This is a genomic window from Azospirillum terrae (assembly GCF_053470425.1).
On the sequence record NZ_JBPXMR010000001.1, the window covers coordinates 1,112,982 to 1,130,702 of the forward strand.

The window sequence follows — 17,721 nt, forward strand, 5'->3', positions numbered from 1 at the left end:
GAAGTGTTTAAGATATCTTAACCGTCAACACAGACCGTACGCAGGGAAAAATCTTGGGAATTCCTGGAATCGTGGCCTCCAACACCCTCCGCCGCCGTTGCCGTCCGCCCGCTCTGGTGGTGTTTTTGACGCTGGTTCTCGCCGCCTGCCAGACGACGAAGGAAGGCACCGAGACCGGCGCGGCCAACGCCGCCAGCTACGACGCGCTGATGCGCATCGCCGACTCCACGCGCGCCCAGGGCGACCTGTTCACCGCCACCACGCTCTACCGCCGCGCCCACGCCGCCGGCGTGAAGCGCATCGAGCCGCTGCTGGGCCTGGGTGACGTGCTGACCGACCAGGGCAACCCGCGCGAGGCGCTGGACGCGTGGCGTCAGGCGCTGGCGCTCGACGGCGGCAGTGCGGCGGCGTTGCGCGGCTACGGCCGGGCGCTGATCGCGCTGGACCAGCCGGAGGAGGCGGCCCGCCAGTACGCCAGCGTGCTCGCGGCCGACCCCAAGGACCGTCGTGCGCTCAACGGCCTGGGCGTCGCCAAGGACATGATGGGCGACCATAAAGGCGCGCAGGAGCAGTTCCGCTCCGCCCTGGCGCTGGCGCCGGACGACCGGGTGACGCTGAACAACCTGGGCTTTTCCTACGTGCTGTCGGGCAACGCGGCGGAGGCGATCCGCATTCTGGAGCCGCTGGCCCGCTCGCCGTCCGCCAGCCCGCTCCAGCGGCAGAATCTGGCGCTCGCCTACGGGCTGGCCGGCCGCGACCAGGACGCCGCCCGCATAGGCCGGCTCGACCTGGACGAGCCGATGGTGCAGGGCAACCTCGCCTACTATCGCCAAGCCCGCGGCGGCGGGCTGGAGGTGCCGGGCGAGACTCCGGCCGCAGCGCCGAGGCCGCCGGTGACGGCGAAGAAGCGGTAGCCTGAAGGTTCGGCGCAAGAAGAAACCCTTCTCCCCCAAGGGGAGAAGGGTTGGGATGAGGGGTCGCTATCGGCGGCAGCCGGGAAAACAGGGCCGTCGCATAAGGAGATTGCAGTCCGCGAAGGGATCTACTGTTTCAGTGCAATGGCCACGCCCCCGACGCCGAGGGACAGTCTGGCCCCTTTCGTGCTTGAGACAACTTTCAGAACGACGCCTTTGTCGTTTTGGAGATAGCCGATCCCGCCGCCGCCGACCAGAGCGGCGCCCGTCTGCGCAACGTTGTACGTACCCGGAAAATCACTGATCGCGCTGAGATGGTAGACGTCCGCGGTGACCTTGTTCTCGGTGGCCCCGACATCCGCCAGGGAAAAGCCGGAGGCCGTGAACGGGTACTGTTTGCCTTTGTAGAAAAGCGTGCCGCTTCCCCAGGAGTACCCAATGCCGATCGCGGCGGACCCGCCGGTAAACTCGATGGTCCCATCGGGCGTCTGCTTCGCCTCCTGGGCTGTCGCCACCCCGGACATCCACGCACCGGCGGCGACGCACGCCACGGCCGCACAGTGGATCCACCGGCTGGACACCTTACGCATATCGCCCTCCCAAATTGTCGCGAGCCAGGGAAAAAGATGAGAAGACACAAACCTGATTGTGCATCAACAAAATCAAGCGTCATCATCTTTAGATTAATCACGCATCGAACAGAGTAACAACACCATACATGTGCCGTCAATTATCCAGAAGGATAAAGCGGATCGCAGTATTATTGGTCAAAAATGGGTATCCAATCTCGAACACCCTTGGCCGCGCGAAGCAAAATCTGCCAAGAACCGGCATCCGGCCAGGGCCTGGCCCGACTGCCATTATACGGTTTGAACGTCTTCATATGCGATTGCCCCACTCCCTCTCCTGGGGCGGGAGAGGGGATGCCTACCGCCCTCCGCTCACGTTCAGCAGCGCCCCCGTCACGTACGACGCGGCGTCCGACAGCAGCCACAGCACCGTTTCCGCCACCTCCTCTGCGCTCCCCGGACGCCCCATCGGCGGGGAGGTAGCGAGCGTGTCCAGGCGGCTGCCCTTGCCGGGGATCACCTGGATCTCGGTGTCGATCAGGCCCGGCCGCACGGCGTTGACGCGGATGCCCTCCGTTGCCACCTCGCGGGCGAGGCCGATGGTCAGGCTGTCGATGGCGCCCTTGCTGGCCGCGTAGGTGATGAACTCGTTCGGCGAGCCCAACTCCGCGGCCATGGACGACAGGTTGACGATGCCCCCGCCCGGCCCGCCGTGGCGGGTGGACAGGCGCCGCACCGCCTCGCAGCAGCACAGCAGCGAGCCCCAGACGTTGATGTCCAGCGTGCGCCGCATCCCCTCGGTGTCCGCCTCGTCGAGCCGGCCGTAAGGGCCGACGATACCGGCGCTGTTGACCAGCGCGGCGAGCGGTCCCAGCCGTTCGGCCGCGTCGAACAGGGCGCGCACGTCCGCCTCGTTCGCCACATCGCCCTGGATGGCCTCCGCGGTGCCGCCGGCCGCGCGGATCGCCTGGACGGTGGCCTGCGCCGCCGCCGCGTTGGAGGCGTAGTTCACCGCCACGGCGTAGCCGCGCTTCGCCCCCAGCCGCGCCACCGCGGCGCCGATGCCGCGGCTGCCTCCGGTCACGATGAGCGTCGGCATGTCCTGTCCCTCCCCGTCCTCACGTACTTTCCATCTCCAGAGCATAAGCGAACGTCGCCAGCCCCTGAACCCCGCCTTCCGACACATGGTAGGTGCCGCGCGCCACGCGCTGGAACCAGCCGTAGACATCGCGCCGGAGGATCTTCGTCACGTCGGCCGGGGCTCCGGCGGCGCGCATCGCCTTCATGGTCATCGGGCCTTGCGCGTGCAGCAGGCGGGCGCAGCGCAGCGCGTCCTGGCGGTAAGCGGTGACGATGGGCACGCGGGTGCTGCCGCCGCGGTTGGGGTCGCCGGTGCGGCGGGCGTGCTCGCCCAGCAGGCGGGCGGCGCGCTTGCGGTCCTTGCGCGGGCTGTAGGGGACGGGGTCGAGCAGCACTTCCACCCGGTGCGCCTCGGTGCGCGCCGGATCAACGATCAGCAGGCCGAGGCCGAGGCGGCGGCACAGCTTCTTCACGTCGGAGTCGTACGGCGACGGGCCGGACGCCTTGCGGCCGGGCTGCGGCACGGCGAGGTAGACGGCGTCGGTGACCGACAGGCGGTCCACGCCCTGGAGCAGCAGGTCCAGGGTGAAGCGCTTCTTCAGCTCGACGATCACCGGCGGCTCGTCGGCGCGCACGGCGACGAGGTCGCAACTGTGAATCTCCGCTTTCACGACATAGCCCTGCGCCTCCAGGAAGGCTTTCACCGGGGCGTAGAGGTCGGTTTCCGCGGCGACGGACACGTCACAGAGCCTTGCGCAGCCAGATCTGGCGGTGGCCGGGCGGGTAGTCCTCCAGCACGCCCCATTGCTCGTAGCCGCGCTTCGCGTAGAAGCCCGGCGCCTGGAAGTCGTAGGTGTAGAGCCGCGACCACCGGCAGCCGCGGCGCACCGCCTCGTCCTCCGCACACTGCATCAGCCGCGAGCCGAGGCCGCTGCCGCGCCAGCGCTCGTCCACCCACAGATAGTCGACGTACAGCCACTGCCACTGCGTCAGCCCGGTAAGGCCACCGGCCAGCGTGCCGTCCGCCGCGCGGGCGGTGACCAGCAGGTCGTCGCGGTCGTAGGAGCCGCTGTGCGGCTCGTTGAAGCGGCGCAGGCTTTCGTGAATGCGCGCGACCTCGGCGGGATCGAGGTGGCCGGAGAGGGAAACGGTCAGGCTGTCGGGGGTCATGGGCTTGCCAGAGGTGGAGTGCGGCGGAAGTCTAAGGGGGCCGGGGCACCACCCACAACAGTTTGTGGCGACAAAGTGGAGGGCACTCCCTGTGCCGACGCCCCGACAACATATCATTCAGGCGGATGCCTTCGGATGATCCGCCTTGCAGATCCGGGCATTGAGGAAGGCCAGTGCCCATTGACGTCGCGAGGTGCGTGATGCACGCGTTCTTCCTGCTCACGGGCAGCGGCCCCTTGGTTATTCTGTCCTCCTACCCGGAGATCGAGGATCGCCAACTCATCAGGAAACTGGCGATCAAGGGAATCGACAAGTTCCTTGCCTATGAATTGCCGCTGCCCCTGGTGAAGGAGCGCTATGCCCGGCATTTCGAGGCGGTTTGCCAGGACCTGTCGCAGACCGATGATCTCCGCGTGCTGGACTACAACGGCCAACGGGCCATGCACCTGTTCCACTTCTACGAAATGGGCAAGCCGATCGCACACGAGCCGGAAACCACCCATTAAACACCAAAAGGCAAGGCGCCTCGCGGCGCCTTCGCCCGGCCGATGCGGCCACGTTACAGCGCCTTGCGAAGCCAGAGCAAGCGATGGCCGGGCGGGTAACCCTCGATCGCGCCGCATTGCTCATAGCCATGCCTGGCGTAGAAGCCGGGCGCCTGGAAATCGAAGGTGTTGAGGCGCGACCAGCGGCAGCCGCGGCGCACCGCCTCCTCCTCCGCCGCGCGCAGCAGGCGCGAGCCGACGCCGGTGCGCCGTTTACCCTCCGCCACCCACAGGTAATCGACGTACAGCCATTGCCATAGGGTGAAGCCGGTCATGCCGCCGGCCAGGGCTCCATCCGGCGCGCGGATGGTGATCATCAGGGGCTGCCGGTCATGGGGGCCGGTGTGGGCCGCGTTGTAGCGGCGCAAGCCGTCAAGGAGCTGCCCAGCCACGTCCGGGTCGGGCTGGTCGGTTACGCAGAGGGGCGAGGCGTCGGTTGTCATCGGGGGCTCGTCGAGCAGCACTGGGTTGTGCGCACCCTATGGAACTCCCGCCAAAAAAGAAAGGCGCCTCGCGGCGCCTTCCAGGGGTCCAGGGACCTTTCGGCCTCTGGCAAGGTGCGCGAGGGGGTGTCCCCCTCGCACTTGATCAGGCAGCGGCCTTCTGCTTGCGCAGGATGCCGATGATCTCGGCGGCGGCCTTGGGGATGTTGGTGCCGGGGCCGTAGATGGCCGACACGCCGGCCTTGTACAGGTAGTCGTAGTCCTGCGGCGGGATGACGCCGCCGCACACCACCAGGATGTCGCCGGCGCCCTGCTTCTTCAGTTCCTCGATGAGGTGCGGCACCAGCGTCTTGTGGCCGGCGGCCTGGCTCGACACGCCGATCACGTGCACGTCGTTCTCCACCGCCTGACGGGCGGCCTCCTCCGGCGTTTGGAACAGCGGGCCGATGTCCACGTCGAAGCCGATGTCGGCAAAGCTGGTGGCGATCACCTTCGCACCGCGGTCGTGGCCGTCCTGGCCCATCTTGACCACCAGGATGCGCGGGCGGCGGCCTTCCTCGGCGGCGAAGGTGTCGATCTCGTCCTGGATCGCCTTGAAGCCGGCGTCGCCCTCGTAGGCCGCGCCATACACGCCCGACACCGAGCGGATCTGCGCTACGTGGCGGGTGAAGGCGGCCTCCAGCGCGTCGGATATCTCGCCGACCGTGGCCCGCGCGCGAGTCGCCTTGACGGCGAGGTCCAGCAGGTTGCCGGACTTCTCCGCCGCGGCCTTGGTCAGTTCGGCCAGAGCGGCGCGGCAGGCCGCGTCGTCGCGGTTGGCGCGGACCGACTGGAGGCGGGCGATCTGCGACTCACGCACCGCGGTGTTGTCGATGTCGAGCACGTCCACCGTCTCCGGGTTCTCCGGGCGGTACTTGTTGACGCCGACGATCACTTCCTCGGCGCGGTCGATGCGGGCCTGACGGCGGGCGGCGGCCTCCTCGATCAGCAGCTTGGGCATGCCGGACTCGACAGCCTTGGTCATGCCGCCGAGGTCCTCGACCTTGTTGATCAGCTCCAGGGCCGCGTTGGCGAGGCTGCTGGTCAGGTGCTCGATGTAGAAGGAGCCACCCAGCGGATCGACGACGTTGGTGACGCCGGTCTCCTCGGCGATGATCAGCTGCGTGTTGCGGGCGATGCGCGCCGAGAACGGCGTCGGCAAGCCGAGCGCCTCATCGAACGCATTGGTGTGCAGCGACTGCGTGCCGCCCAGCACCGCCGCCATCGCTTCGATGGTCGTGCGGATGACGTTGTTGTAGGGATCCTGCTCGGTCAGCGAGACGCCCGAGGTCTGGCAATGCGTGCGCAGCGCCAGCGAGCGGGCGTCCTTCGGATCGAACTTTTCCTTCATGAGGGTCGACCACAGCAGGCGCGCGGCGCGCAGCTTGGCGATCTCCATGAAGAAGTTCATGCCGATGGAGAAGAAGAACGACAGGCGCGGCGCGAACTTGTCCACGGGCAGGCCCTTGGACATGGCGGCACGCACGTATTCCAGGCCGTCGGCGATGGTGAAGGCCAGTTCCTGCACCGCGGTCGCGCCGGCCTCCTGCATATGGTAGCCGGAGATCGAGATCGAGTTGAACTTCGGCATGTTGAGCGCCGTGTACTCGATGATGTCCGCAATGATCCGCATCGAGGGCTCGGGCGGATAGATGTAGGTGTTGCGGACCATGAACTCCTTGAGGATGTCGTTCTGGATGGTGCCGGACAGCTTGTCCTGGCTCACCCCCTGCTCCTCGGCGGCGACGATGTAGCCGGCGAGGATCGGCAGAACGGCGCCGTTCATGGTCATCGAGACGGACATCTTGTCGAGCGGGATGCCGTCGAAGAGGATCTTCATGTCCTCGACGCTGTCGATCGCCACGCCGGCCTTGCCGACGTCGCCGACGACGCGCGGGTGATCGCTGTCATAGCCGCGGTGGGTGGCGAGGTCGAAGGCCACCGACAGGCCCATCTGCCCGGCCTTCAGGTTGGCGCGGTAGAACTCGTTGGACTTCTCGGCGGTGGAGAAGCCGGCGTACTGGCGGATCGTCCAGGGCCGGTGCGCGAACATGGTGGCACGCGGGCCGCGGGTGAAGGGCGCGAAGCCCGGCAGCGTGTCCGTCTCCAGCCCTTCCAGGTCGGCGGCGGTGTAGAGGGGCTTGACGTCCAGGCCTTCCGGCGTGTGCCAGGTCAGGTCCGACAGCTTGCCGTTGGCGCCGATGTCCTTGGCAGCCAGGGTTTCCCAATCGGCCAGGGTCTTCTTCGGAAAGTCGGACATGAAATCCCTCCACAAATCACAAGCATCCCTCCCCCGCCGGAGGCAGGGGAGGGAAGATTAGCAGATCACGCGAACTCGATGATCTTCTGGTCCACCGCAAGGCTGCTGCCCGGCGTGGCGTGCACCTTGGATACCGTACCATCCTGGGCGGCACGCAAGATGTTTTCCATCTTCATCGCTTCGACCACGGCCAGCACTTCGCCGGCCTTGATCTCCTGCCCTTCGGCCACCGCCAGCGAGACCAGAAGGCCGGGCATCGGCGACAGCAGGAACTTGGACATGTCCGGCGGCTGCTTCTCGGGCATCAGCGCGTCGAGCTTGGCACCCTTCGGCGTCAGCACCTTGACGTTGGCCTGGGCGCCGGAGTGGAACAGCCGGTAGCCGCTGCCCACCCGGTCGACCTGCACGCAGACGTGCACGCCGTTCACGGTGCCGCGGAACAGCGGGTTGCCGATCTGCCAGTCGCTCCACACCGTGTGGTGCTTGCCCTCGATGTCGACGCCGTAGCCGATGCGCTGCGGGCTGCCGGCCACCGGATCGACGTGCACGGGGTGCTGCGTGCCGTTCAGCACGACCACCCAGTCGCTGCGCACCTTGGCGGTGTTGCCGATCATCTTGCCGCTGATCTGGATATCGCGGTCGTTCAGGCAGCGGTGGATCACCGCGGCGATGGAGATGAGGACCGCCGGGTCGTCGGGCGGCAGGTCGGCGGCGTGGAAGCCGTTCGGGTATTCTTCGGCGATGAAGTTGGTGGTCAGCCGACCTTCGACGAAGCGCTGGCTCGCCATCAGCGAGGCCAGGAACGGGATGTTGTGACTGACGCCGCGGATGTAATACTCGTCCAGCGCCTCGCGCATGCGGGTGATCGCCGCGTCGCGCGTCGAGCCCCAGGTGCACAGCTTGGCGATCATCGGATCGTAGAACATCGAGATCTCGCCGCCCTCGTACACGCCGGTATCGACGCGCACGTGCGGGTCCTCGGCCGGCGGCTGGTAGTGCGTGAGACGGCCGGTGGACGGCAGGAAGTTGCGGAACGGGTCCTCGGCGTAGACGCGGGCCTCCATCGCCCAGCCGTTCAGGCGAACCTCGTCCTGGGTGATCGGCAGCTTCTCGCCGGCCGCGACGCGGATCATCTGCTCGACCAGATCGAGGCCGGTGATCAGTTCGGTCACGGGGTGTTCGACCTGGAGACGGGTGTTCATCTCCAGGAAGTAGAAGTTGCGGTCGCCGTCGACGATGAACTCGACCGTACCGGCCGACTTGTAGTCCACCGCCTTGGCCAGCGCCACAGCCTGCTCGCCCATCGCCTTGCGGGTGGCGGCGTCGAGGAACGGCGACGGCGCCTCTTCGATGACCTTCTGGTGGCGGCGCTGGATCGAGCACTCGCGCTCGCCCAGGTACAGCGCGTTGCCGTGGCTGTCGGCCAGCACCTGGATCTCGATGTGGCGCGGCTGCTGGATGTACTTCTCGACGAAGACGCGGTCGTCGGCGAAGCTGGAGCGCGCCTCGTTCTTGGCCGACTGGTAGCCCTCGCGGGCCTCCTCGTCGTTCCAGGCCACGCGCATGCCCTTGCCGCCGCCGCCGGCCGAGGCCTTGATCATCACCGGGTAGCCGATTTCACGGGCGATCTGCACCGCGTCGCTGTCGGTCTCGATGACGCCCAGATAGCCGGGCACGGTGGAGACACCCGCCGCCTTGGCGAGCTTCTTCGACTCGATCTTGTCGCCCATCGCCTGGATGGCGTGGGCACCCGGACCGATGAAGGCGATGCCGGCCTTGTCCAGGGCCTCCTGGAACTCGCGCTTTTCCGACAGGAAGCCGTAGCCGGGGTGAACGGCCTGGGCGCCGGTCTTCTTGCAGGCATCGACGATGCGGTCGATCAGCAGGTAGCTCTGCGCGGACGGCGGCGGGCCGATGTGCACGGCCTCGTCGGCCATGTCCACGTGCAGGGCGTTCTTGTCCGCATCCGAATAGACCGCAACCGTCTTGATGCCAAGGCGGCGGCAGGTCTTGATGACGCGGCAGGCGATCTCGCCACGATTGGCGATGAGAATCTTGGTGAACATTTGGCGCCTACCTCGTCTCAGAGCGGGATGTTGTCATGCTTGCGCCACGGGTTCTCGAGCTGCTTGTTGCGCAGCATCGCGAGCGCGTGGCAGATCCGCTTGCGGGTGCCGTACGGATGGATGACGTCGTCCAGGTAACCGCGCGACGCCGCAACGAAGGGGTTGGCGAACTTCTGCCGGTACTCTTCGGTGCGCGCGTCGATCTTGGACTGGTCGCCCATGTCGCCGCGGAAGATGATCTCGACGGCGCCCTTCGGCCCCATCACCGCGATCTCCGCCGACGGCCACGCGTAGTTGATGTCGCCGCGCAGGTGCTTGGACGACATGACGTCGTAGGCGCCGCCGTACGCCTTGCGCGTGATGACGGTGACCTTCGGCACGGTGCACTCGGCGTAGGCGAACAGCAGCTTGGCGCCGTGCTTGATGATGCCGCCGTACTCCTGCGCGGTGCCGGGCATGAAGCCGGGGACGTCCACGAAGGTGACGATCGGAATGTTGAAGGCGTCGCAGAAGCGCACGAAGCGCGCCGCCTTGATCGAGCTGTCGATGTCCAGGCAGCCGGCCAGAACCAGCGGCTGGTTGGCGACGAAGCCGACCGTGGTGCCGTTCATGCGGCCGAAGCCGATGATGATGTTCTTGGCGTGCTCGGCCTGGAGTTCGAAGAAATCGCCCTCGTCCACGACCTTGAGGATCAGCTCCTTCATGTCGTAGGGCTTGTTGGGGTTCTCCGGCACCAGGGTGTCGAGCGAGTGGTCGTAGCGGTCGGCCGGATCGATGCAGGGACGCTCCGGCGCCTTCTCGCGGTTGTTGGCCGGCAGGAAGTCGATGAAGCGGCGCAGTTGCAGGATCGCCTCGACATCGTTCTCGAAAGCGAGGTCGGCGACGGAGGACTTGGTGGTGTGGGTGATTGCGCCGCCCAGTTCCTCGGCGGTGACCACCTCGTGGGTGACGGTCTTCACCACGTCCGGGCCGGTCACGAACATGTAGGACGAGTCCTTCACCATGAAGATGAAGTCCGTCATGGCCGGCGAGTACACCGCACCGCCCGCGCACGGGCCCATGATCATGGAGATCTGCGGGACGACGCCGGACGCCATCACGTTGCGCTGGAACACCTCGGCGTAACCGCCGAGCGACGCCACACCTTCCTGGATGCGCGCACCGCCGGAATCGTTGAGGCCGATCACCGGGGCGCCCGCCTTCATGGCGAGGTCCATGATCTTGCAGATCTTCTCGGCGTGCGCCTCGGACAGCGAGCCGCCGAACACGGTGAAGTCCTGGCTGAACACAAAGATCAGGCGGCCGTTGACCGTGCCGTGGCCGATAACCACGCCGTCGCCGGGGACCTTCTGGGTCTCCATGCCGAAATCGATGCAGCGGTGTTCGACGAACATGTCGAACTCCTCGAACGAGCCCTCGTCGACGAGCAGCTCGATGCGCTCGCGGGCGGTGAGCTTGCCCTTGGCGTGCTGCGCGGCGATTCGCTTCTCGCCACCGCCCAGACGCGCTCCAGCGCGCATGGATTCCAACCTGGCCAGGATTTCCTGCATTCGGCGCTTCCCACTTGAACGATCGTCGGACACCGCGGTGCCCTCCATTAGGTGGCCGGGATTATTCACAGGATTTGCAACCCTGCAATCCGCCATAAACCTAGGGGCGGCCAAAATAGTGCGAACTTGCAAAAATCTTTGCGAACGCAGAGAATGGTTTGCGAACCTTGCGAAGCATCCCCCATACGTCCTATGCAGAAGAAACTCTACCTCGGATACAAGCTGCGCCGGCTGCGCGAGCAGCGCGGGCTGACTCAGGCGGCGCTGGCGAAGGCGCTGGACCTGTCGCCCAGCTACCTGAACCAGCTGGAAAACAATCAGCGGCCACTCACACTGGCCGTGCTGCTGAAAGTCAGCGGCGTCTTCGAGGTGGAGTTGACCAACTTCATCGAGGACGAGGAGGCGCGTCTGGTCGCCGACCTGCGCGAGGCGCTGGCCGACCCGCTGTTCGGCGGCGAGCCGCTGGGCGCGGCCGAGCTGCGCGGCGTGGTCGGCGCCTCGCCGGAACTGGCGCGGCGCGTGCTGGGGCTGCATCAGGCGTTCCAGAAGCTGACCGAGCGGGTGGAGGGATTGGCCGACAACCTCCAGGCCCAGGGGGACAACAGCGACCTGACGCGGGCGCAGTTCCCCTACGAGGAGGTGCGCGACTACTTCCACTATTGCAACAACTACGTCGGCTCCCTGGACGAGGCGGCGGAGAAGCTGTGGGACAGCGAGAAGATCCACACCGGCGCCCTGCTCAACGAACTGGCAGCCTACCTCAAGCGCCGGCACGACGTGCGGGTGAAGATCGTCGCCGACGACGGTGGCGAGACCGCCATGCGCTCCTACGACGAGGCGACGGGCACGCTACGCCTGTCGGCGCTGCTGAACGGGCCGAGCCGCGCCTTCCACATGGCGCACCAGATCGCCTTGCTGGGCTTCCGCGACATCGTTGAGGACATCATCGCCCAGGCCAGCTTCTCCAGCGAGGACGCCAAGTCGATCTGCCGGGTGGGCTTGGCGAACTACTTCGCCGGGGCGCTGGTGATGCCCTACCGCGCCTTCCTGCATCAGGCCCGCGCGCTGCGCCACGACGTGGAACAGTTGCAGAGCCGCTTCGGGGCGAGCTTCGAGCAGGTCTGCCATCGGCTGTCCACGCTCCAGCGGCCGGGAGCGCGCGGGGTGCCGTTCTACTTCGTGCGGGTCGACATGGCCGGCAACATCACCAAGCGCCACTCGGCAACGCGCTTTCACTTTGCGCGGTTCGGCGGCGCCTGCCCGCTGTGGAACGTGCACGAGGCGTTCGGCCAGCCCGGCAAGATCCTGGTGCAGTTCGCCGAGATGCCGGACCACACCACCTACATCGGCATCGCCCGCACGGTGACCAAGCGCGGCGGCGCCTACCTGCGCCCGTCGCGGCAGTTCGCGGTGGGACTGGGCTGCGAGGCGAGCTATGCCGGCGAGGTTGTCTATTCCGCCGGCATCGACATCGCCGACACCAAGGCGGCGGTGCCCATCGGCGTCAACTGCCGCCTGTGCGAGCGCCTGGACTGCCAGCAGCGCGCCTTCCCGCCCATCGGGCGGGGGTTGTCGGTGGACGAGCACCACCGCAGCTTCGTGCCTTACCTGTTCACCCGCAAGAGTTCGGTGGAAGGGATGGGGTGAGCTATCCGCCCAGCGCCGTCAATTCCGGGGTCATCATCAGGGCGGCGACGCCGATGGCGATGCCGTAGGGGACCGCTTCGCCCTCGCGGAAGACGCGCGGGAGCACCAGTGTCTCCGCTGAGGGGTGCATCGACAGCAACTGCGGCAGGAAGCGCCGCGCGACCAGCAGGAACACCACCACCACGCCGCCCAGAACAGCCATCAGCACCATCAGGTCGAACAGGTGCCGCCATCCCACCCACAGCGCCACCGCCGTCAGCAGCTTGATGTCGCCGCCACCGGCGAAGCGGAAGGCGAACAGCCCGGCCCCGACCGCGAAGACCAGCGCCGCCGCGCCGAGATGCTCCAGCCAGGGCAGCCCCCCGGGCAGCAGCAGCCCCGCCAGCGGGAAGCCGGCGACCAGCACGCCCACCGTCCAGTTGGGAATCCGATAGGCGACGGCGTCCCACCCCATCGCCAGCGCCACCGGCACCACGTACAGGCCGAGCAGCAGCGCGTGCACCGACGCCATTCCCAATCCCCTCACCCACCACCGTTCAAGCCCGCATCATGCCGGGCGCCATCCCGTCCGTCCAGTAAAGGGGCCGTCCGGTGAGGGGCTTCGCCGCTACGGCACGTGCTTGTGCCCGTCCTCCACATCCAGCTCGCCCTCACGCGCCTGACGCAGGCTGTCGATGCGTTGGTTGGCTGCGTCGCGGCTGTACGGCCCTTCGACGTCCATGCCAAATCGGACGTAGTGCCCGTCCGGGCGGTCGATGTGCGTGCCTACCGGCAGATAGGTGTCGTCTGAATCGTCGTTGGCGACGACGGACTTGGCGCGGATCTCGACGATGTTGGCCATCACTTGCCTCGCGTGGGCTGCTGCGATTGCGGGTCCCACTGGGCAACGCCGGTCATGTCCGGCAGGCGGTGGGCGATCCCCTTGTGACAGTCTATGCACGTCATCTGCCCGCTGAACAGATACTGTTCGTGTGCCCGCGCCGCGCGCGCGCCCTGTTTGGTGATGTCCATGGACTCCGCGCTGTGGCAGTTGCGGCATTCCAGCGAGTTGTTGGTCTTGAGCCGGTGCCACTCGTGCTCGGCCAGCGTGCGGCGCAGGCCGGTGAACTTCTCGCGCGTGTCGATGGAGCCGAACAGGTGGCCCCAGACCTCCTTCGACGCCTGCATCTTGCGGGCGATCTTATCGGTCCAGGCGTGCGGCACGTGGCAGTCCGGGCAGGTCGCCCGCACGCCCGAGCGGTTGGTGAAGTGGATGGTCTGCTTCAGTTCCTCATACACGTTGGACTGCATCTCGTGGCAGGAGATGCAGAAGGCCTCGCGGTTGGTGGCCTCCAGCGCGGTGTTGAAACCGCCCCAGAACGCCACGCCGGCGATGAAGCCGCCCAGTGTCAGGAAGCCCAGACTGAAGAAGGTCGCCGGGCGCGTCAGCGTCCGCCACGCGGCCCGTGCCGAATCCCGCAGCGTCATGGCTCACCGCCCCCCGCCGGGTGGCGACACGATGGATTCCAGGTCCTTGAAGCTGTTCTCCACCAGCGGCGGAGCGTTGGTCTGCGGCACATGGCAGGCGGTGCAGTTGTAGCGCCGCGGCGCCAGCGCCCCAAGCATGTTGCCGTCACGGTCCTGGTAATGGGTGATGGAGACCATGGGGGCCTGCGACTGCTCGGTGTATTTCCGGCTGTGGCAGGACAGGCACTTGTTGAAGTTCAGGTCGATCTGGTAGTCGCGGATCGAATGCGGGATGACCGGCGGCTGTTCGGGATAGTTGCGCGAGCGGCGCACGTCGTCGGTGATCTCCGCCGGCAGCGTCGGGGCCGAGGGCACCTCGGTAAACGGCGTCGGTCCGATCAGGCGCGGCGAGTCCGCCGCCATCACTCCCCCCATCAGGCCACCGGCCAGGACCGGCAGCGCGGCCAGCGCCGCCAGCAGCAGACGACGTTTCATTGCTTGCCCTCCCCGGCCTGCGCCACCTGCGACGGGACGACCTTGACCGCGCACTTCTTGAAGTCCGACTGCTTCGAGATCGGGTCGGTGGCGTCCAGCGTCACCTTGTTGATGGGTTGGCTGGCGTCGAAGAACGGCACGAACACCACGCCGCGCGGCATGCGGTTGCGCCCGCGCAGCTCGACCCGCGAGCGGATCTCGCCGCGCCGCGAGACGATGCGCACCTCCGAGCCGCGGCGCAGGTTGCGCTCCCTGGCGTCGTCCGGGTTCATGAACACCACCGCACCGGGGAACGCCCGGTACAGCTCCGGCACCCGCATGGTCATGGAGCCGGAGTGCCAGTGCTCCAGCACGCGGCCGGTGACCAGCCACAGGTCGAACTCCTGGTCCGGGCTCTCGGCCGGTGGCTCGTAGGGGGCGAAGATCAGGTTCGCCTTGCCGTCCGGGTTGCCGTAGAACTGGTACCCGGTGCCGGCCTTGACGAAGGGGTCCAGGCCCTCGCGGTAGCGCCACTTCGTTTCCTTGCCGTCCACCACCGGCCATTGCAGGCCGCGCGTCTGGTGGTAGGTGTCGAAATACGCCAGATCGTGGCCGTGCCCGCGGCCGAACTCCGCGTACTCCTCGAACAGGCCCTTCTGGACGTAGAAGCCGAACGCCTTGGACTCGGCGCTGTCGTAGCCCTCCTCGATGTCGGTCAGCGGGTACTTGTTCACCTGTTTGTTGGTGTACAGCACGTCGAACAGCGTCTTGCCCTTGTACTCCGGGTTCTTGTCGAGGATCTCCGCCGGCCAGACCTCGTCGGTGGTGAAGCGCTTGGAGAACTCCATGAGCTGCCACAGGTCGGAGCGCGCCTGACCCGGCGCGTCCACCAACTGGTGCCAGAAGTGCGTGCGCCGCTCGGCGTTGCCGTAGGCGCCTTCCTTTTCCACCCACATAGCGGCGGGCAGGATCACGTCGGCGGCCATGGCGGTGATGGTCGGGTAGGCGTCCGACACCACGACGAAGTTCGCCGGGTTGCGGTAGCCGGGATAGGTCTCCTGCCCGGTGTTCGGCGCCGTCTGGAGGTTGTTGTTCACCTGGATCCAGTAGGCGTTCAGCTTGCCGTCCTTGAGCATGCGGTCCTGCTGCACGGCGTGGAAGCCGATCTTGTCGGGAAGCAGCCCGTCGGGGAGTTTCCAGATCCGCTCGGCCGCCTTGCGGTGCTCGGCGTTGGTGACCTGCATGTCGGCCGGCAGACGATGCGCGAAGGTGCCGACCTCGCGCGCGGTGCCGCAGGCCGAGGGCTGCCCGGTCAGCGAGAACGGGCTGTTGCCCGGTTCGGCGATCTTCCCGGTCAGGAAATGGATGTTGTAGACGAGGTGGTTCGCCCACACGCCGCGGACGTGCTGGTTGAAGCCCATGGTCCACAGCGACATGACCTTCAGCTTCGGGTCTGCATAGGCCTTGGCCAGCGCCTCGAGCCTCTCCTTCGGCACGCCGGTCAGTTCGGCCGTGTAGTCCAGCGTGTAGGTCTTCAGAAACGCGACATACTCATCCCAATTGGAAGGGTGCGAGACCTGCGCGTCGTTCGCGTGCTGGGCGCGCTGCTCCAGCGTGTGGTCGGGGCGCAGGCCGTAGCCGATGTCGGTGTTGGCGCGGCGGATATTGATGAACTTGTCGACGAACTCGCGCTTCACCGCGCCATTCTGCACGATGTAATTGGCGATGTAGTTGAGGATCGCCAGGTCCGTACCCGGCTTGAACACCAGCGACACGTCGGCGAGGTCCGACGAACGGTGCTCGTAGGTGGACAGCACGAAGATCTTCGAGTTGGGGTTGGTCAGCCGGCGGTCAGTGACGCGGGTCCACAGGACCGGGTGCATCTCCGCCATGTTGGAGCCCCACAGCACGAAGATGTCGGCGTGCTCCATGTCGGCGTAGCAGCCCATCGGCTCGTCGGACCCGAAGGTGCGGATAAAGCTCACCGCCGCCGACGCCATGCAGTGCCGCGCGTTCGGGTCGAGGTTGTTGGAGCGGAAGCCGGCGCGCATCAGCTTGGATGCGGCGTAGCCTTCGAAGATCGTCCACTGGCCGGAGCCGAACATGCCCACGGCGGACGGCCCCTTCTCCTTGATGGTCTTTTTCCACTGGCGGGCCATCTCGTCGAAGGCCTGGTCCCAGGACACCGGCTTGAAGTCGCCGTCCTTCGCATACTTGCCGTCCTTCATGCGCATCAGCGGCGTCGTCAGGCGGTCGGCGCCGTACATGATCTTCGACAGGAAGTAGCCTTTGACGCAGTTGAGGCCGCGGTTGGTTTCATGCTGCATGTCGCCGTGGGTGGCGACGACGCGGTTGTCCTTGACGCCGACCATGACGCCGCACCCCGTCCCGCAGAACCGGCATGGCGCCTTAGACCATTTCACCTGGGCGTCGCCGCCGACCTGCGGGAGAGCGGCCAGGGCCGGGAGGCTGATGTTGGCGGCGGCTGCTGCGGTGGCGGCGGCCTGCGCCTTCAGGTAATCGCGACGGGATAGCGTCATGGAAGCCTCCTCACTCGGCGTCTGACAGCGCTTCGACATGGTGGAAGACCAGCGTGGCGGCGAGCACGCCGTCCAGCAGGCTGATCGTGTTGAGATGCTCGACGATGGTCTGTTCGCTCTCGGTCTCCAGCGTCAGCACCAGCTTGCCGCCTGCCTCGGCGTGGATGTCGACGCCGGACAGGGCGGCCATGACCGGCCGGATCGCCGGCACCGCCTCGGGCCGGGCGTGCACCACCACGCTGGAGATGTGCAGTTCACGACCCATCGCGTGGCTCCCGGCTGGTGGATTCCATGGTGACGGCGTCCGCCGGACAGGCGGAAACGCAGGCGCCGCAGCCCGTGCAGGACCCGGCATGGATCACCGGGCGGGGGGCGGCGTGCGGCATCAGCACGAAGGAGAAGACGTTTTCCGGGCAGATGTCCCGGCAGGTCTGACAGATGACGCCGCTGCGCGTCAGGCAGCCGCGGCTGATCTGCGGCCCGGTCGTCCAGGCGCGGCGGTTGCGGTCGAAGATCGGTTGCGGGCAGACCTCGGCACAGCCGCCGCAGAAGGTGCACTCGCCGCGCCGGAAATCCACGGTGGGGAAGCCGCCGTCGCCCTTGACGATGATCGTCTCGGGACAAGCCGCCTCGCAGGCGCCGCAGCGCGTGCACAGTTCGGTGAAGTCGCGCACCCGCGCCCAGGGCGGGCGCACCGCCGGGCGCTCGGCTCGCCTGCGCCCGAAGAGGACCCGTCGCCGTCCGGGATCGAACCCGCTGCCATCGGCCATCTCCGCCTCACCCCGCCGGAGGGCCGGAGACGAGCTGGAACAGCCAGACCGCCAATCCGTAGCCACCGACGACCGCGATCGCCAGCAGAGGCCAGAACACCACTGTCAGGAACAGGAACGCCCACAACTCGCGCGATTTCCTGCGCTCGAACGGCTGCACATCCGCCATGCGCGCTCCTCCGGGTCCAAGTACGGCTCTCACGGCCGT

19 protein-coding genes are annotated in these 17,721 nt (G+C 66.9%); 3 read left to right on the forward strand and 16 right to left on the reverse strand.

Annotation, left to right across the window (positions count from 1 at the left end; all coding sequences use genetic code 11):
- The first annotated feature begins 71 nt into the window (after window positions 1-71).
- Window positions 72-914, forward strand: coding sequence for a tetratricopeptide repeat protein (locus ACSVDD_RS05300; RefSeq protein ID WP_448188239.1), 843 nt, complete (start codon window positions 72-74; stop codon window positions 912-914).
- Between the two features lie 128 nt (window positions 915-1,042).
- On the opposite strand, the gene ACSVDD_RS05305 is transcribed toward ACSVDD_RS05300, so the two are convergent.
- From ACSVDD_RS05305 to ACSVDD_RS05320, 4 genes are all read right to left on the reverse strand, one after another.
- Entirely contained in the window at window positions 1,043-1,504 is a 462-nt protein-coding gene (locus ACSVDD_RS05305; protein WP_448188240.1) for an EipA family protein, read from the reverse strand.
- 337 nt (window positions 1,505-1,841) lie between these two features.
- The gene (locus ACSVDD_RS05310) at window positions 1,842-2,582 is read right to left on the reverse strand and encodes an SDR family oxidoreductase (RefSeq protein ID WP_448188241.1); all 741 of its coding nucleotides are present in this window, start codon (window positions 2,580-2,582) and stop codon (window positions 1,842-1,844) included.
- Between the two features lie 19 nt (window positions 2,583-2,601).
- On the reverse strand, window positions 2,602-3,303 hold the full coding sequence (locus tag ACSVDD_RS05315) for a DUF2161 domain-containing phosphodiesterase (RefSeq protein WP_448188242.1): 702 nt from the start codon (window positions 3,301-3,303) through the stop codon (window positions 2,602-2,604).
- Window position 3,304: 1 nt separating this feature from the next.
- On the reverse strand, window positions 3,305-3,733 hold the full coding sequence (locus ACSVDD_RS05320) for a GNAT family N-acetyltransferase (protein ID WP_448188243.1): 429 nt from the start codon (window positions 3,731-3,733) through the stop codon (window positions 3,305-3,307).
- Between the two features lie 200 nt (window positions 3,734-3,933).
- On the opposite strand from ACSVDD_RS05320, the gene ACSVDD_RS05325 reads away from it, so the two are divergent.
- Window positions 3,934-4,239 carry a hypothetical protein gene (locus tag ACSVDD_RS05325; protein ID WP_448188244.1) on the forward strand — a complete coding sequence of 102 codons (306 nt, stop codon included), beginning with the start codon at window positions 3,934-3,936 and terminating at the stop codon, window positions 4,237-4,239.
- 53 nt (window positions 4,240-4,292) lie between these two features.
- On the opposite strand, the gene ACSVDD_RS05330 is transcribed toward ACSVDD_RS05325, so the two are convergent.
- From ACSVDD_RS05330 to ACSVDD_RS05345, 4 genes are all read right to left on the reverse strand, one after another.
- Entirely contained in the window at window positions 4,293-4,721 is a 429-nt protein-coding gene (locus tag ACSVDD_RS05330; protein ID WP_448188245.1) for a GNAT family N-acetyltransferase, read from the reverse strand.
- A gap of 145 nt (window positions 4,722-4,866) precedes the next feature.
- Window positions 4,867-7,020: a methylmalonyl-CoA mutase gene (gene scpA / locus ACSVDD_RS05335; RefSeq protein ID WP_448188246.1), complete on the reverse strand. Its 2,154-nt coding sequence runs from the start codon at window positions 7,018-7,020 to the stop codon at window positions 4,867-4,869.
- Window positions 7,021-7,085: 65 nt separating this feature from the next.
- Window positions 7,086-9,086 (reverse strand): acetyl-CoA carboxylase biotin carboxylase subunit, encoded by a 2,001-nt coding sequence (gene accC, locus ACSVDD_RS05340; RefSeq protein WP_448188247.1) that lies wholly within the window; start codon window positions 9,084-9,086, stop codon window positions 7,086-7,088.
- Between the two features lie 17 nt (window positions 9,087-9,103).
- Window positions 9,104-10,636 (reverse strand): acyl-CoA carboxylase subunit beta, encoded by a 1,533-nt coding sequence (locus ACSVDD_RS05345; protein WP_448188248.1) that lies wholly within the window; start codon window positions 10,634-10,636, stop codon window positions 9,104-9,106.
- 192 nt (window positions 10,637-10,828) lie between these two features.
- On the opposite strand from ACSVDD_RS05345, the gene ACSVDD_RS05350 reads away from it, so the two are divergent.
- Window positions 10,829-12,283, forward strand: a complete 1,455-nt coding sequence (locus tag ACSVDD_RS05350; protein WP_448188249.1) for a helix-turn-helix domain-containing protein — start codon at window positions 10,829-10,831, stop codon at window positions 12,281-12,283.
- Window position 12,284: 1 nt separating this feature from the next.
- Here ACSVDD_RS05350 and ACSVDD_RS05355 read toward each other — a convergent pair whose 3' ends face one another.
- The 8 genes from ACSVDD_RS05355 to ACSVDD_RS05390 form a co-directional block, all read right to left on the reverse strand.
- Window positions 12,285-12,794, reverse strand: a complete 510-nt coding sequence (locus ACSVDD_RS05355) for an A24 family peptidase (RefSeq protein WP_448188250.1) — start codon at window positions 12,792-12,794, stop codon at window positions 12,285-12,287.
- A gap of 96 nt (window positions 12,795-12,890) precedes the next feature.
- A complete protein-coding gene (locus ACSVDD_RS05360) occupies window positions 12,891-13,124 on the reverse strand; it encodes a hypothetical protein (protein ID WP_448188251.1) in 234 nt (77 codons plus the stop codon).
- Entirely contained in the window at window positions 13,124-13,750 is a 627-nt protein-coding gene (locus ACSVDD_RS05365) for a NapC/NirT family cytochrome c (protein ID WP_448188252.1), read from the reverse strand. The genes ACSVDD_RS05360 and ACSVDD_RS05365 overlap by 1 nt, the downstream gene beginning before the upstream one ends.
- A 3-nt stretch (window positions 13,751-13,753) precedes the next feature.
- Complete coding sequence (locus ACSVDD_RS05370; protein ID WP_448188253.1) at window positions 13,754-14,224, reverse strand: nitrate reductase cytochrome c-type subunit; 471 nt, start codon at window positions 14,222-14,224, stop codon at window positions 13,754-13,756.
- Window positions 14,221-16,743 carry a periplasmic nitrate reductase subunit alpha gene (napA, locus tag ACSVDD_RS05375; protein WP_448188254.1) on the reverse strand — a complete coding sequence of 841 codons (2,523 nt, stop codon included), beginning with the start codon at window positions 16,741-16,743 and terminating at the stop codon, window positions 14,221-14,223. Before napA ends, ACSVDD_RS05370 begins: the two co-directional genes overlap by 4 nt.
- Before the next feature lie 10 nt (window positions 16,744-16,753).
- The gene (locus ACSVDD_RS05380) at window positions 16,754-17,008 is read right to left on the reverse strand and encodes a chaperone NapD (protein WP_448188255.1); all 255 of its coding nucleotides are present in this window, start codon (window positions 17,006-17,008) and stop codon (window positions 16,754-16,756) included.
- Window positions 16,998-17,513, reverse strand: coding sequence for a ferredoxin-type protein NapF (napF, locus tag ACSVDD_RS05385; RefSeq protein ID WP_448188256.1), 516 nt, complete (start codon window positions 17,511-17,513; stop codon window positions 16,998-17,000). Before napF ends, ACSVDD_RS05380 begins: the two co-directional genes overlap by 11 nt.
- 7 nt (window positions 17,514-17,520) lie before the next feature.
- Window positions 17,521-17,682, reverse strand: coding sequence for a periplasmic nitrate reductase, NapE protein (locus tag ACSVDD_RS05390; RefSeq protein WP_448188257.1), 162 nt, complete (start codon window positions 17,680-17,682; stop codon window positions 17,521-17,523).
- Window positions 17,683-17,721 lie beyond the last annotated feature (39 nt).